Here is a 13,513-nt window from a genome sequence, read left to right as displayed (position 1 = left end):
CACAGGCATTTGTCAGCGTTCCGTACGACCGCCGGTAGTAAGCCGGAGTACGCTGGTTTCGACGCTCAGGAGATGGAACGAACTATGGCCAAACTGACACGGCTGGGGGATCTGGAACGGGCCGTCATGGACCACCTGTGGTCCACCCCCGAACCTCAGACCGTTCGCCAGGTCCATGAGGCGTTGTCGGCCCAGCGTGACCTCGCTTACACCACGATCATGACCGTGCTGCAACGGTTGGCCAAGAAGAACCTGGTCTCCCAGATCCGCGACGACCGGGCACACCGGTACGCCCCGGTGCACGGCCGCGACGAGCTGGTGGCCGGCCTGATGGTGGACGCGCTGGCCCAAGCCGAGGACTCCGGCAGCCGGCAGGCCGCCCTGGTGCACTTCGTCGAGCGCGTCGGCGCCGACGAGGCCGAGGCGCTGCGCCGCGCACTCGCCGAACTGGAAGCCAATCAACGCAATAACTCGGCATCTGCTGGCGCCGGCCCGGAGGGCTGAGGGACACTAACAGGGTGTCCGCCCTGGCCTTCACCATTCTCGCGGTGCTGCTAACCGGCCCGGTGCCGGCGATGCTGGCCCGCGCGCGCTGGCCGCTGCGCGCTCCCCGCGCCGCGATGGTGTTGTGGCAGGCCGTCGCGCTGGCCGCGGTCCTCTCGGCGTTCAGCGCCGGGATCGCCATCGCCACCCGGGTGCTGGTGCCCGGTCCCGACGGGCGGCCCACCACCAGCATCCTCGGCGCCGAGGGCCGCCTCGGGTGGCCGCTGTGGACGGCATACATCGGCGTCTTCGCGCTGACCGTGCTGGTCGGCGCCCGATTGATGGTCGCGGTGGTGCGGGTGGCCATCGCCAATCGCCGCCGGCGGGCCCATCACCGGATGGTCGTCGATCTGGTCGGGATGGGCCACGGCGCCGCGCTGTCCCAGCCCTGCAGCCGCACCCGCGATCTGCGGGTGCTGGACGTCCCGCAACCCCTGGCCTACTGCCTGCCGGGAGTGCGCAGCCGGGTGGTGGTCAGCGAGGGCACCCTGAGCACCCTGGCCGACGCCGAGGTGTCCGCCATCCTCACCCACGAGCGGGCGCACCTGCGGGCCCGCCACGACCTGGTGCTCGAGGCATTCACCGCGGTGCACGCCGCGTTCCCCCGGCTGGTGCGCAGCGCCAACGCGCTGGGCGCGGTGCAGCTGCTGGTCGAGCTGCTCGCCGACGACGCCGCCGTGCGCGCCGCCGGCCGCGCTCCCCTGGCCCGGGCGCTGGTCGCCTGCGCATCCGGGCGGGCGCCATCGGGCGCGCTGGCCGCCGGCGGCCCCAGCACCGTGGTCCGGGTGCGCCGGCTCGGCGGGCGCGGCAACAGCCCCCTGCTCTCGGCGGCCGCCTACCTGGCCGCCGCGGCGGTGTTCGTGGTGCCCACCGTCGCCCTAGCGGTGCCGTGGCTGACCGAGCTGGAACGCCTGCTCAACCTCTGACGCCGCCGGGACCGGTCACCCGGTGATCGGGCGCTGTGCCACAGTGTCACCGAAAGCTTTTTGCCGAGACCCCAATTGAGAGGCGAAGACATGAGTTCGTCGGTTACCCCGTCGCGTCCCACCACCGGCACCGCCCAGATCGGCGTCACCGGGCTGGCCGTGATGGGTTCGAACATCGCCCGCAATTTCGCCCGGCACGGCTACACCGTGGCGCTGCACAACCGGTCGATCGCCAAAACCGACGCGCTGCTGAAAGAGCACGGCGACGAGGGCAAGTTCGTGCGCTGCGAAACCATCGCCGAATTCCTCGACGCGCTGGAAAAACCGCGCCGCGTGCTGATCATGGTCAAGGCCGGCGACCCCACCGACGCGGTGATCAACGAGCTCGCCGACGCCATGGAGCCCGGCGACATCATCATCGACGGCGGCAACGCCCTCTACACCGACACCATCCGCCGGGAGCAGGCGATGCGCGAACGCGGCCTGCACTTCGTGGGCGCCGGCATCTCCGGCGGCGAGGAGGGCGCGCTCAACGGCCCGTCGATCATGCCCGGCGGCCCGGCCGAGTCCTACCGGTCGCTGGGCCCGCTGCTCGAGGAGATCTCCGCGCACGTCGACGGGGTGCCGTGCTGCACGCACATCGGCCCCGACGGGGCCGGGCACTTCGTCAAGATGGTGCACAACGGCATCGAGTACTCCGACATGCAGCTGATCGGTGAGGCCTACCAGCTGCTGCGCGACGCGCTGGGCAAGACCGCCGAGCAGATCGCCGACGTGTTCGACGAATGGAACTCCGGCGACCTGGACAGCTTCCTGGTCGAGATCACCGCGCAGGTGCTGCGCCAGACCGACGCCAAGACCGGAAAGCCGCTCGTCGACCTCATCCTCGACGAGGCCGAACAGAAGGGCACCGGCCGCTGGACGGTCAAATCGGCGCTGGACCTCGGCGTGCCGGTGACCGGCATCGCCGAGGCGGTGTTCGCCCGCGCGCTGTCGGGTTCGGTGGCCCAGCGCAGGGCCACCACCGGGCTGGCGTCGGGCCGGCTCGGCGAAAAGCCAAGCGACGCAGCACAGTTCACCGAGGACATCCGCCAGGCTTTGTACGCGTCCAAGATCATCGCCTACGCACAGGGCTTCAACCAGATCCAGGCCGGCAGCGCCGAATACGGCTGGGACATCACCCCCGGCGACCTGGCAACCATCTGGCGCGGCGGCTGCATCATCCGGGCCAAGTTCCTCAACCGGATCAAGGACGCCTTCGACGAGATCCCCGACCTGCCGACCCTGATCGTCGCGCCGTATTTCCGCAGCGCGATCGAGGCCGCCATCGACGGCTGGCGCCGGGTCGTGGTCACGGCCACCCGGTTGGGCATCCCGATCCCCGGCTTCTCCTCGGCGCTGTCCTACTACGACGCGCTGCGCACCGAGCGGCTGCCCGCCGCGCTCACCCAGGGTCTGCGGGACTTCTTCGGCGCACACACCTACGGGCGCATCGACGAGGACCCCGACAAGCGCTTCCACACGCTGTGGAGCGCCGACCGCCGCGAAGTGCCGGCATAACGGGGCCACACTGGAGGCCGCAAGGGGGCTGGACCTGCGATGAGGTTTCTCGACGGGCATCGACCCGGATACGACCTGACCTACAACGACGTCTTCATCATGCCGAACCGCTCGGAGGTGCCGTCGCGCTTCGACGTCGACCTGTCCACCGGCGACGGCTCGGGCACCACGATCCCCGTCGTCGTCGCCAACATGACCGCGGTGGCCGGGCGGCGGATGGCCGAGACGGTGGCCCGGCGCGGCGGCCTGGTGATCCTGCCGCAGGACCTGCCGATCACCGCGGTGCAGCAGACGGTGCAGTTCGTCAAGAGCCGCGACCTGGTGCTCGACACTCCGGTGCTGCTCGAGCCCGACGACTCGGTGTCCGACGCGATGGCGCTGATCCACAAGCGTGCGCACGGCGTGGCGGTGGTGGCCTTCGAGGGCCGCCCGCTGGGACTGGTGAGCGAATCGTCGTGCCTGGGCGTGGACCGCTTCACCCGGGTGCGCGACGTCGCGATGACCGACTTCGTGGTCGCCCCGGTGGGCACCGAGCCGCGCAAGATCTTCGACCTGCTCGAGCAGGCGCCCATCGGCGTCGCGGTCGTCACCAACGCCGACGGCACGCTGGCCGGCGTGCTGACCCGCACCGGAGCCGTGCGCGCCGGCCTGTACACCCCGGCCGTCGATGCGCAGGGCCGGTTGCGGGTGGGCGCGGCGATCGGCATCAACGGCGACGTGGGGGCCAAGGCGCGGTCACTGGTCGAGGCCGGAATCGACCTGCTGGTGATCGACACGGCGCACGGGCATCAGGTCAAGACGCTGGAGGCGATCCGGACCGTCGCCTCGCTCGAGCTGGGGGTGCCGCTGGTGGCGGGCAACGTGGTTTCGGCCGACGGCACCCGCGACCTGCTGGGCGCCGGGGCGAACATCGTCAAGGTGGGCGTGGGGCCGGGCGCGATGTGCACCACCCGGATGATGACCGGCGTGGGCCGCCCGCAGTTCTCCGCTGTCGTCGAATGCGCTTCGGCGGCAAGGGAATTGGGTGGACATGTATGGGCCGACGGCGGCATCCGGCACCCGCGTGACGTGGCGCTGGCGCTGGCCGCCGGGGCGTCGAACGTGATGATCGGATCGTGGTTCGCCGGCACCTACGAGTCGCCCGGCGACCTGATGCGCGACCGCGAGGACCAGCCCTACAAGGAGAGCTACGGCATGGCGTCCAAGCGGGCGGTGGTCGCCCGCAGCGGCGCGGAGACGGCCTTCGACCGGGCCCGCAAATCGCTGTTCGAGGAAGGCATTTCGACGTCGCGGATGGGTCTCGACCCGGCCCGCGGCGGCGTCGAGGATCTGATCGACCACATCACCTCGGGCGTGCGCAGCACCTGCACCTACGTCGGGGCCGCCACCCTGGCGCAGCTGTACGAACGGGTCGTGGTCGGGGTGCAGTCGACCGCGGGCTTCGCCGAGGGGCATCCGCTTCCGCTGGGCTGGTGACACGCCGGCGCGTGCGGCGCGACGCGCCGGGGGTCGGCTAGTAAGGCTAGCCTTGCCTAATGCGGCCTGCTAACCTACTGCGCCATGACCTCCTCCGCCTCCCCCGCTCCGACCGGGGCCACGCCCGCGGGCTCACCCGAAAACCACGTCAGCGCCGAGCTTCTCGGCATCCTGCGCGACGACCTCAACGTCGACGTGTCCCGGGTGACTCCGGACGCCCGGCTGGTCGACGACGTCGGGCTGGACTCGGTGGCGTTCGCGGTGGGCATGGTGGCCATCGAGGAACGGCTCGGGGTCACGCTGACCGAAGAGGAACTGCTGAGCTGCGAGACCGTCGGCGACCTGCAGGCCGCGATCGCCGCGGAACCCCGCGAAACCCGCGATGAGTGAGCTGGCCGCAGCGCTGACGGCCGCGATGCGCACCGGCGGCAGCGATCTGGTGGTCTTCGACCGCGAGTCGGCGGCCTGGCGCCGCCATCGGTGGCCGGAGGTGCACGGACTGGCCGAGGGCATCGCCGCGTGGCTGCTCGACCGGGACCGACCCGCCGCCCTGGGACTGGTCGGCGAGCCGACCCTCGAGTTCGTCGCCGCCATCGTGGGCGCCTGGCTGGCCGGCGCCGGCGTCTCGATCCTGCCCGGGCCGGTCCGCGGGGCCGAGGGTCGGCGTTGGGCCGACACCACGCTGACCCGCTTCGCCGGGATCGGCGTGCGCACCGTCCTGAGCCACGGCTCCCACCTGGACGCATTGCAAGCCCTGGACCCGTCCCGCCCGGACGAGATGGTCGTCGAAGACCTTGCCGTCGCGGCCAATACCGGACGCCGCTGCCCCGAGCCGCCGGCCCCGCACGCGAATCCGGCGATCCTGCAGGGCACCGCCGGGTCCACCGGCACGCCCAAAACCGCGGCGCTGTCCCCCGACGCGGTACTGGCCAACCTGCGCGGCCTCAACGCCCGGCTCGGGGTGACTCCCGCCGACGTCGGCTGCTCGTGGCTGCCGCTCTACCACGACATGGGGCTGTCCTTCCTGCTCGCGTCCGCGCTGGGCGGAATGTCGTTGTGGCTCGCGCCCACCTCGGCTTTCACCGCCTCGCCGTTTCGCTGGCTCGCGTGGTTGTCGGAGAGCCGGGCCACCATCACCGCGGCGCCGAACTTCGCCTACAACCTGGTCGGCAAATACGCCCGCCGGGTCTCCGGCGTCGACCTGGGCGCCCTGCGGGTGGCGATCAACGGCGGGGAGCCGGTCGACTGCGCCGGCTTCGAGCGCTTCGCGACCGCCATGGCCCCGTTCGGTTTCGACGCCGGTGCCGCCACCCCGTCCTACGGCCTGGCGGAGTCGACGTGTGCGGTCAGCGTGCCGGCGCCCGGCACCGGGCTGCGGTTCGCCGACGTCAGCGACGAGACCGGGACGCGCCGGCACGCGGTGCTGGGCGCGCCGATCCCCGGCACCGAGATCCGGATCTCGCCGCGCCACGACGTACCGGACGGCATCGGCGAGATCGAGATCCGGGGCGCGTCGATGATGGACGGCTACCTGGGTCACGCGCCGATCGACCACCAAAACTGGTTTCCCACCGGCGATCTCGGCTTCTTCTCCGACGGCGGGCTGGTGGTGTGCGGCCGGGCCAAGGAGCTGATCACCCTGGCCGGCCGCAACATCTTCCCGACCGAGATCGAGACGGTCGCCGCCCAGGTGCCCGGCGTGCGGGAAGGCGCCGTGGTGGCGCTGGGCACCGGCGAGAATTCCGCGCGCCCCGGCCTGATCATCGCCGCCGAATTCGCTGGCCGCGATCGGGCCGGCGCGCGCGCCGAGGTGATCCAGCGGGTCGCATCGGTGTGCGGCGTCGTTCCCTCCGATGTGATCTTCATGGCACCGGGGTCGCTGCCCCGAACCTCGTCGGGCAAACTACGCCGCCTGGACGTGCGGCGCTCATTGGAGGCGGTGGACTAAGTGACGACCCTGTCCGCGGCAACAACGGCCGACATCGACCACTACCGGACCGTTCTCGCCGGCGCCTTCGACGATCAGGTGCTGGAGTGGACGCGCGAAGCCGAAGCGCGGCAACGGTTTCCGCGCGAGCTGATCGAACACCTGGGCGCCCGCGGTGTGTTCAGCGAAAAGTGGTGCGGCGGAATGCTTCCCGACGTCGGCAAGCTCGTCGAACTTGCCCGAGCGCTCGGCCGGCTGTCGTCGGCGGGCATCGGGGTGGGGGTCAGCCTGCACGACTCGGCGATCGCCGTCCTGCGCCGGTTCGGCAAGTCGGACTACCTGCGCGACATCTGCGAGCGGGCAATCGCGGGGCAGGCCGTGCTGTGCATCGGGGCCTCCGAGGAGTCCGGCGGCTCCGATCTGCAGATCGTGCGCACCGAGATGTCTTCCCGCGACGGCGGTTTCGACGTCCGCGGCGTCAAGAAATTCGTCTCCCTGTCCCCCATCGCCGATCACATCATGGTGGTGGCGCGCAGCATCGACCACGACTCGGCCAGCAAACACGGCAACGTCGCGCTGATCGCGGTCCCGACCTCCCAGGTCAGCGTGCAGCGACCCTATGCCAAGGTCGGCGCCGGACCGCTGGACACCGCCGCGGTGCACATCGACACCTGGGTACCCGCTGACGCGCTGGTCGCCCGGGCGGGCACCGGGCTGGCGGCCATCAGCTGGGGGCTGGCGCACGAGCGGATGTCGATCGCGGGGCAGATCGCCGCGTCGTGCCAGCGGGCCATCGGTATCACGTTGGCCCGCATGATGACTCGCCGGCAATTCGGCCGCACGCTGTTCGAGCACCAGGCGCTGCGGCTGCGGATGGCCGACCTGCAGGCCCGCGTCGACCTGTTGCAGCACGGGCTGAACGGCATCGCCGCACAGGGCCGGCTGGACCTGCGCGCCGCCGCCGGCGTCAAGGTGACCGCGGCCCGGCTCGGCGAGGAGGTGATGTCGGAGTGCATGCACATCTTCGGCGGGGCAGGCTATCTGGTCGAGGAGACACCGCTCGGGCGGTGGTGGCGCGACATGAAGCTGGCCCGGGTCGGCGGCGGCACCGACGAGGTGTTGTGGGAGTTGGTCGCCGCCGGCATGGCGGCCGACCATGGCGGCTATCGGTCCGTGGTGGGGGCGTCCAGCGCGTAGAGCGCCATCCGCCGGTTCGTCGTGTCGTGTTCGCCGAGGAACCGGCAGCCGGCGTACTCGCACAGCCGGCGCGCGGTGGTGTTGCGGTGGTCGGGGTCGAACATCACCCGGCGGCACCGCGGCTCGGTCGCGAAGACGCTGGCCACGATCCGGGGCAGCAGCATCGGTCCCAGTCCCCGGTTCACCAGTTTCACGTCGGCGATGGCGGCGTGCAGTCCCAGATCGTAGGGCTCGGCGTCGTAGTAACGCGAGATGAGATCCTTTGCGCCCCAATATAGTTCGAGGTAAGCGAGATCCACACCGCGCATGCTTCCGATCAACGGCAGCGAGTAGCTGCCCTGAAGCTGGGCGCCCAGATGCCGCCGCCAGCGCGGGGTCGGCCAGTCGTACTCCCAGGCCGCGGCCAAGTGCGGTCGGTTCATCCACTCGGCCACCATGTCGGCGTCGCCGAGCCGCGCCACGCGCAGGGCGAACGGCGGATCCAGGTGGGGCATGGGCGGACGGGGAATGCGCGCCACGGCGTCGGGGATGTCGGACCGCTCGCGCGGCAGGACGGGCTGCTCGGCCGGGTCGGTCTGGACTGGGTCAATCTGGGCTGGCGCGCTCTCGGCTGGGGCGTCGGACATAGTGCGCCGAGCCTACCCGAGTAAGGGTAGGCATACCGAAGTCGCCTCCGGGGTGTCGGTCGAAGCGTCAGGCGTTGGCGTGGCCCCGGTGGTCGGCGCCCCGGCGCCGGAGCGCGGGCTAGCATAAGGCAGCAAAGACGGGCGCGTCCGCGCCCTCCGCCACCGGGCAGCGAAAGGATCGACGTGCCGCAGGCACCCGCGCAAGCCACCGGCGTGCGGGCGCATGGCCCGTCCGACCAGCCACCCGATGCGGAGCCTCCCCCGGCCACCGGGCCCTTCCCGTCCGGCGGGTGGCGTAGGTCATGAACGTCACCGTCACCGTGGTCAGCATTGTGGCGATCGCGGTGCTCATCTTCGGCAACGCCGTCTTCGTTGCCGCCGAATTCTCGCTCACCACGCTGGACCGCAGCACCGTGGAGGCCAACGCCCGCACCGGGGGACGCCGCGACCGCTGGATCCGCCGCGCCCATCACCGGCTGTCGTTTCAGCTGTCCGGCGCCCAGTTGGGCATCTCGGCCACCACGCTGGCGGCCGGCTACCTGACCGATCCGATGGTCGAGGACCTGCCGCATCCCTGGCTGGACGCGGTCGGCATCCCCGATCGGGTCGGCGACGCGATCATGGCGTTTCTGGCGTTGCTGATTGTGACCTCGGTGTCGATGGTGTTCGGCGAGCTGGTCCCCAAATACCTGGCGGTGGCGCGGCCGATGTCGACGGCCCGCGCCGTGGTGGCCGCGCAGCTGCTGTTCTCGGCGTTGCTGACCCCGGCGATCAGGCTGACCAACGGCGCGGCCAACTGGATCGTGCGCCGGCTGGGCGTGGAGCCCGCCGAGGAGCTGCGGTCGGCCCGCTCCCCCCAGGAGCTGCTGTCGCTGGTGCGCTCGTCGGCGCGCAGCGGCGCGCTGGACGCCGCGACCGCGGCCCTGGTGCGGCGCTCGCTGCAGTTCGGGACGCTCAGCGCCGAGGAGTTGATGACGCCGCGGTCCAAGATCGTGGCCCTGCAGACCGACGACACCGTGGCCGACCTGGTGACCGCGGCCGCCGAATCGGGGTTCTCCCGGTTCCCCATCGTCGACGGCGACCTGGACGAAACCGTCGGCATCGTGCACGTCAAGCAGGTGTTCGCGATCCCGCGGGCCGCCCGCGCGCACACACTGCTGACCACGGTGGCCCAGCCGGTGCCGGTGGTGCCCTCCACGCTGGACGGCGACGCGGTGATGGCCGAGATCCGGGCCAACAGCCTGCAGACCGCGCTGGTCGTCGACGAATACGGCGGCACCGCGGGCATGGTGACGGTCGAGGACCTGATCGAGGAGATCGTCGGCGACGTCCGCGACGAGCACGACGACGCCACCCCCGACGTGGTGCCGGCCGGCACCGGCTGGCGGGTATCGGGCCTGCTGCGCATCGACGAGGTGGCCGCGGCCACCGGCTTCCGGGCGCCCGAGGGCCCCTACGAGACGATCGGCGGGCTGGTGCTGCGCGAGATCGGTCACATCCCGGCGGCCGGTGAGACGGTGAAGCTGCCGGCCCTGGATCCCGACGGGTTGCTGGATCCGGTGCTGCGCTGGCAGGCGCGGGTGATCCGGATGGACGGTCGCCGCATCGACGTGCTGGAGCTGACCGAGATCGACGCGCACGCCGAAGCCCCGGGCGGGCGCCGATGAGCGACACCATGGGCGTGCTGCTGGCGTGCCTGCTGATCGGGGTGAACGCGTTCTTCGTCGGCGCGGAGTTCTCGCTCATCTCGGCGCGCCGCGACCGGCTGGAAGCGCTGGCCGAGCAGGGCCGCGCGGCCGCCGTCACGGTGATCCGGGCCTCCGAGCAGCTGCCGTCCATGCTGGCCGGCGCCCAGCTCGGCGTCACCGCCGCCTCGCTGCTGCTGGGCCGCATCGGCGAGTCGGCGGTGTCCAATCTGCTGCGAACGGTGTTGGGGCTGACCAGGATTCACCCCGCGCTGCTGCACAGCCTGTCGTTGGCGATCGCGCTGGCGATCGTGGTGACGCTGCACGTGCTGCTCGGGGAGATGGTGCCCAAGAACATCGCGCTGGCCGGCCCGGAGCGCACCGCGATGCTGCTGGTGCCGCCGTATCTGGCCTACGTGCGCGCTGCCCGGCCGTTCATCGCGTTCTACAACCGGTGCGCCAGCGTGATGGTCCGCGCGCTGGGCGTGGAGCCCAAGGAGGAGCTGGAGATCACCGTCTCCCCGGTCGAGCTGAGCGAGATGATCGCCGAGTCGGAGTCGGAGGGTTTGCTGGACCGCGAGGAGCACACCCGGCTGACCCGGGCGCTGCAGCTGCGGCACCGGGTGGTGGGCGACGTGGCGGTGCCGCTGGCCCGGGTGCATGCGGTGCCGGTGGCCGCGCCCGGCTCGGGCCCGACGGTGGGAGCGGTCGAGCAGGCCCTGGCCCAGACCGGGTACTCCCGGTTCCCGGTGACCAACCCCACCGGCGATTTCATCGGCTACCTGCACATCAAGGACGTGCTGACGCTCGACGACGACCCGGCGACGGTGATCAACCTGGCGAAGGTGCGGCCGCTGCCCCGGCTGCCGCGGTCGCTGCCGCTGGCCGACGGCCTGTCCCGGATGCGGCGCAGCAACAGCCACCTGGCGCTGGTGACCGACCAGGGCGGCGCCGTGGTGGCCATGGTGGCGATGGAAGACCTGGTCGAGGACCTGGTCGGGACGATGCGCGAGGCCTAGCGGGACCGGCCCGACCGGCCGCGCCGCGCGGAGCCCGTATGATCTTTCACGACTACCAGTTAAGAAAGTGCTGGGGGCAGTGGATCGCTTGCGCGTACAGCGTCGTTGCTGGAGTGCGATCCCGGTGCCCGCCGCCGCGTCGATCTTGGGGCTGTCAGGGTGGCCTGACCTGCGCATGTCGGGTCAGGCAGCTCACGCTCGCCAGGATGTGCTCGGTAGGCTGATGACATTGCCAATCTGGGACCGGTCTGGTGGTCCAGGGCGGCCCGTGACGGAGGAGAATCATGACTGATCGCGTGTCGGCGGGGAACCTGCGCGTCGCCCGAGTGCTTTACGACTTCGTGAACGACGAGGCCTTGCCCGGCACCGACATCGACCCGGACAGCTTCTGGGCGGGCGTCGACAAGGTGGTCACCGACCTCACCCCCAGGAACCAGGAGCTGCTGCGCCGCCGCGACGAGCTGCAGGCCCAGATCGACAAGTGGCACCGCCAGCGCGTCATCGAGCCGCTCGACATCGATGCCTACCGCGACTTCCTCATCGAAATCGGTTACCTGCTGCCCGAACCCGAGGACTTCACCATCACCACCTCCGGGGTGGACGACGAGATCACCACCACCGCGGGCCCGCAGCTGGTGGTGCCCGTACTCAACGCCCGGTTCGCGCTGAATGCCGCCAACGCCCGGTGGGGTTCGCTGTACGACGCGCTGTACGGCACCGACGTGATCCCCGAAACCGACGGCGCCGAAAAGGGTTCGAGCTACAACAAGGTTCGCGGCGACAAGGTGATCGCGTACGCCCGCAACTTCCTCGACCAGGCGGTGCCGTTGGAATCGGGTTCCTGGGCCGACGCGACCGGGTTGTCCGTCGAGGACGGCCGCCTGCAGGTGGCGACCGCCGACGGTTCCGTCGGCCTGGCCGAGCCGGAGAAGTTCGCCGGCTACACCGGGCAGCTCGGGTCGCCGGACTGGTCGGTGCTGCTGGTCAATCACGGCCTGCACATCGAGATCCTCATCGACCCGCAGTCACCGGTCGGCAAGACCGACCGCGCCGGCATCAAGGACGTGGTGCTGGAATCGGCCGTCACCACGATCATGGACTTCGAGGACTCGGTGGCCGCCGTCGACGCCGACGACAAGGTGCTCGGCTACCGCAACTGGCTCGGCCTGAACAAGGGCGACCTGTCCGAAGAGGTCAGCAAGGACGGCAAGACCTTCACCCGGGTGCTCAACGCCGACCGCACCTACACCACCCCCGACGGCCAGGGCGAGCTGACCCTGCCGGGCCGCAGCCTGCTGTTCGTCCGCAACGTCGGGCACCTGATGACCAACGACGCCATCGTGTTGAGCGACGGCGACGAGGAAAAAGAGGTGTTCGAGGGCATCATGGATGCGCTGTTCACCGGCCTGACGGCGATCCACGGGCTCAAGACCGGCGAGGCCAACGGGCCGCTGCAGAACAGCCGCACCGGCTCCATCTACATCGTCAAGCCCAAGATGCACGGGCCCGACGAGGTCGCGTTCACCTGCGAGCTGTTCAGCCGGGTGGAGGACGTCCTGGGCCTGCCGCAGGGCACCCTCAAGATCGGCATCATGGACGAGGAACGGCGCACCACCGTCAACCTCAAGGCCTGCATCAAGGCCGCGGCCGACCGGGTGGTGTTCATCAACACCGGCTTTTTGGACCGCACCGGCGACGAGATCCACACCTCGATGGAGGCCGGGCCGATGATCCGCAAGGGTGCGATGAAGAACACCACCTGGATCAAGGCCTACGAGGACGCCAACGTCGACATCGGGCTGGCCGCCGGCTTCAAGGGCAAGGCCCAGATCGGCAAGGGCATGTGGGCGATGACCGAACTGATGGCCGACATGGTCGAGCAGAAGATCGGCCAGCCCAAGGCGGGCGCCACCACCGCGTGGGTGCCCTCGCCGACGGCGGCCACCCTGCACGCCATGCACTACCACTACGTCGACGTGGGCGCGGTTCAGGAGGAGCTCGCCGGGAAGAAGCGCACCACCATCGAACAGCTGCTCACCATCCCGCTGGCCAAGGAGCTGGCCTGGGCTCCCGAGGAGATCCGCGAGGAGGTGGACAACAACTGCCAGTCCATCCTCGGCTATGTGGTGCGCTGGGTCGCCCAGGGGGTCGGCTGCTCGAAGGTGCCCGACATCCACGACGTGGCGCTCATGGAAGACCGTGCGACACTGCGGATTTCGAGCCAGCTGCTGGCCAACTGGCTGCGCCACGGGGTGATCACCGAGGAGGACGTGCGGGCCAGCCTGGAGCGGATGGCGCCGCTGGTGGACGCCCAGAACGCCAAGGACGCCGCCTATCAGCCGATGGCGCCCAACTTCGACGACAGCCTGGCGTTCCTGGCCGCTCAGGATCTGATCCTGACCGGCACGCAGCAGCCTAACGGCTACACCGAGCCGATCCTGCACCGCCGCCGGCGCGAGGTTAAGGCCCGCGCCGCGCAGTCGAATTGAGCCTGCGCCCGAATCGCGCTCGGTCGTGTCATAGTTCCGCTGATGACTAAAATCGGCGCCGGATT

At 70.5% G+C, this 13,513-nt stretch carries 11 protein-coding genes; 10 read left to right on the top strand and 1 reads right to left on the bottom strand.

Features of this window, described 5'->3' with window-relative positions; all coding sequences use genetic code 11:
* The first annotated feature begins 84 nt into the window (after positions 1-84).
* The 7 genes from H7I87_RS07065 to mbtN all read left to right on the top strand — a co-directional run bounded on the left by H7I87_RS07065 (position 85) and on the right by mbtN (position 7,629).
* Complete coding sequence (locus H7I87_RS07065) at positions 85-504, top strand: BlaI/MecI/CopY family transcriptional regulator (protein WP_009976998.1); 420 nt, start codon at positions 85-87, stop codon at positions 502-504.
* 14 nt (positions 505-518) lie between these two features.
* Positions 519-1,469, top strand: a complete 951-nt coding sequence (locus H7I87_RS07060; RefSeq protein WP_003876523.1) for a M56 family metallopeptidase — start codon at positions 519-521, stop codon at positions 1,467-1,469.
* A 90-nt stretch (positions 1,470-1,559) separates the two neighbouring features.
* Entirely contained in the window at positions 1,560-3,029 is a 1,470-nt protein-coding gene (gnd, locus tag H7I87_RS07055; RefSeq protein ID WP_038430466.1) for an NADP-dependent phosphogluconate dehydrogenase, read from the top strand.
* Between the two features lie 39 nt (positions 3,030-3,068).
* Positions 3,069-4,505 carry a GuaB1 family IMP dehydrogenase-related protein gene (locus tag H7I87_RS07050; protein ID WP_011725105.1) on the top strand — a complete coding sequence of 479 codons (1,437 nt, stop codon included), beginning with the start codon at positions 3,069-3,071 and terminating at the stop codon, positions 4,503-4,505.
* A gap of 84 nt (positions 4,506-4,589) precedes the next feature.
* Positions 4,590-4,895 (top strand): acyl carrier protein, encoded by a 306-nt coding sequence (locus tag H7I87_RS07045; protein ID WP_009977006.1) that lies wholly within the window; start codon positions 4,590-4,592, stop codon positions 4,893-4,895.
* Positions 4,888-6,453 (top strand): long-chain-fatty acid--ACP ligase MbtM, encoded by a 1,566-nt coding sequence (gene mbtM / locus H7I87_RS07040; protein ID WP_011725106.1) that lies wholly within the window; start codon positions 4,888-4,890, stop codon positions 6,451-6,453. The genes H7I87_RS07045 and mbtM overlap by 8 nt, the downstream gene beginning before the upstream one ends.
* Positions 6,454-7,629 carry a mycobactin biosynthesis acyl-ACP dehydrogenase MbtN gene (gene mbtN / locus H7I87_RS07035; protein ID WP_011725107.1) on the top strand — a complete coding sequence of 392 codons (1,176 nt, stop codon included), beginning with the start codon at positions 6,454-6,456 and terminating at the stop codon, positions 7,627-7,629.
* Here mbtN and H7I87_RS07030 read toward each other — a convergent pair.
* A complete protein-coding gene (locus H7I87_RS07030; protein ID WP_033722696.1) occupies positions 7,596-8,255 on the bottom strand; it encodes a GNAT family N-acetyltransferase in 660 nt (219 codons plus the stop codon). The genes mbtN and H7I87_RS07030 overlap by 34 nt on opposite strands.
* A gap of 302 nt (positions 8,256-8,557) precedes the next feature.
* Here H7I87_RS07030 and H7I87_RS07025 point away from each other — a divergent pair, with 302 nt between their 5' ends.
* From H7I87_RS07025 to H7I87_RS07015, 3 genes are all read left to right on the top strand, one after another.
* Positions 8,558-9,922: a hemolysin family protein gene (locus tag H7I87_RS07025; protein WP_003876517.1), complete on the top strand. Its 1,365-nt coding sequence runs from the start codon at positions 8,558-8,560 to the stop codon at positions 9,920-9,922.
* Entirely contained in the window at positions 9,919-10,959 is a 1,041-nt protein-coding gene (locus tag H7I87_RS07020; protein WP_009977010.1) for a hemolysin family protein, read from the top strand. The genes H7I87_RS07025 and H7I87_RS07020 overlap by 4 nt, the downstream gene beginning before the upstream one ends.
* A 284-nt stretch (positions 10,960-11,243) precedes the next feature.
* Positions 11,244-13,448 carry a malate synthase G gene (locus H7I87_RS07015; RefSeq protein WP_011725110.1) on the top strand — a complete coding sequence of 735 codons (2,205 nt, stop codon included), beginning with the start codon at positions 11,244-11,246 and terminating at the stop codon, positions 13,446-13,448.
* The last annotated feature ends 65 nt before the right edge of the window (positions 13,449-13,513 follow it).

Source organism: Mycobacterium timonense (assembly GCF_025821985.1).
Classification (GTDB): Bacteria; Actinomycetota; Actinomycetes; order Mycobacteriales; family Mycobacteriaceae; genus Mycobacterium; species Mycobacterium avium.
Note: the sequence above shows the minus strand (reverse complement) of the source record. Positions and strands in the feature narration are given on the sequence as shown.

Excerpts from the sequence above, each read along its gene's own strand:
- H7I87_RS07065 (WP_009976998.1), top strand. The coding sequence starts at position 85 with ATGGCCAAACTGACACGGCTGGGGGATCTGGAACGGGCCGTCATGGAC.
- gnd (WP_038430466.1), top strand. The coding sequence starts at position 1,560 with ATGAGTTCGTCGGTTACCCCGTCGCGTCCCACCACCGGCACCGCCCAG.
- H7I87_RS07050 (WP_011725105.1), top strand. The coding sequence starts at position 3,069 with ATGAGGTTTCTCGACGGGCATCGACCCGGATACGACCTGACCTACAAC.
- H7I87_RS07045 (WP_009977006.1), top strand. The coding sequence starts at position 4,590 with ATGACCTCCTCCGCCTCCCCCGCTCCGACCGGGGCCACGCCCGCGGGC.
- mbtM (WP_011725106.1), top strand. The coding sequence starts at position 4,888 with ATGAGTGAGCTGGCCGCAGCGCTGACGGCCGCGATGCGCACCGGCGGC.
- H7I87_RS07030 (WP_033722696.1), bottom strand. The coding sequence starts at position 8,255 with ATGTCCGACGCCCCAGCCGAGAGCGCGCCAGCCCAGATTGACCCAGTC.
- H7I87_RS07025 (WP_003876517.1), top strand. The coding sequence starts at position 8,558 with ATGAACGTCACCGTCACCGTGGTCAGCATTGTGGCGATCGCGGTGCTC.
- H7I87_RS07020 (WP_009977010.1), top strand. The coding sequence starts at position 9,919 with ATGAGCGACACCATGGGCGTGCTGCTGGCGTGCCTGCTGATCGGGGTG.
- H7I87_RS07015 (WP_011725110.1), top strand. The coding sequence starts at position 11,244 with ATGACTGATCGCGTGTCGGCGGGGAACCTGCGCGTCGCCCGAGTGCTT.